Source organism: Bartonella sp. AS69XJJH (assembly GCF_042195585.1).
Classification (GTDB): Bacteria; Pseudomonadota; Alphaproteobacteria; order Rhizobiales; family Rhizobiaceae; genus Bartonella.
Window position 1 is genome coordinate 1 of the sequence record NZ_JBHIOO010000119.1, and the last position, 837, is coordinate 837.

Consider the following 837-nt stretch of genomic DNA (forward strand, 5'->3'; position numbering starts at 1 on the left):
GATCAAATTTTTCCGTGAGATCTTCTACGCGATCAGACAGGCGCTCACCAAGATTTTTTAAAGTGGTGCGATAGTGAGAAGGATCATTTTTGAAAGCTGTTATTGCAGAACCAATATCGTTGAGTGCAGCTTGATAGGTTTGTTTTAAACGATCAGGGTTGAGAGCAGGAATGTCGCTTTTATTGAGAAGGGTGCGCAATTCACTCGAAAGTTGATCAAAATTGATGCCATTGTCACTGTTTTTTGCAAAAAACTTTTCAACACTTTCGCTGTTTAATTTTGCAAGTATGGGGGAAATATTGGTTTTGAGGCTGTCTACGGTTTGTTGGATCGTGGAGCTGTTTTCTAGAGCCGTTTTAGCTCCTATCTTTGCTGTACTAGAAACCACGTGGATGGCTTGAAGGGTCATCAGCAATGTTATGAGAGCCCAAGTGAGAAAGCCATGAAGCGTCCCTGAGGTTTCAGCAAAACGTCCAGCAACAAAGCCTCCTAAGGCTAGGCTAATCAGTGTAACGATAACAGAACCCACGCCAAAGGAGAGGAAAGAGCCTTCCAATGGGGTTGAAGAGGTGAAATCCATTTGGCTTAAGCCTAACGCTGCTACCAGAAAAGAGAGGCAGATTGAGGTGGCAAGGGCGCTCACCAGTCCCGCAAAGATTGCGGACCATGAAATGGGTGTGTGAAAGAATGGATACTTTTCTTCTAGAGATGTTTCTCCTAGAAAATTCGTATTAAATGGTGTGTCTTCAGGAATGCGAGTTTCCATGTTTTATCTCCTTGAATATGCTGGAGATACAATGTCTTTTTGCCAATTATGTTCCAAAAGGGATAAAGAGC

General features: G+C 42.9%; 1 protein-coding gene. It reads right to left on the reverse strand.

Annotated features, from left to right (window positions below):
* On the reverse strand, nt 1-766 hold a 766-nt coding region (locus tag ACFIK6_RS10080), incomplete at its 3' end, for a DUF3792 domain-containing protein (protein ID WP_375642766.1).
* Nucleotides 767-837: the final 71 nt, after the last annotated feature.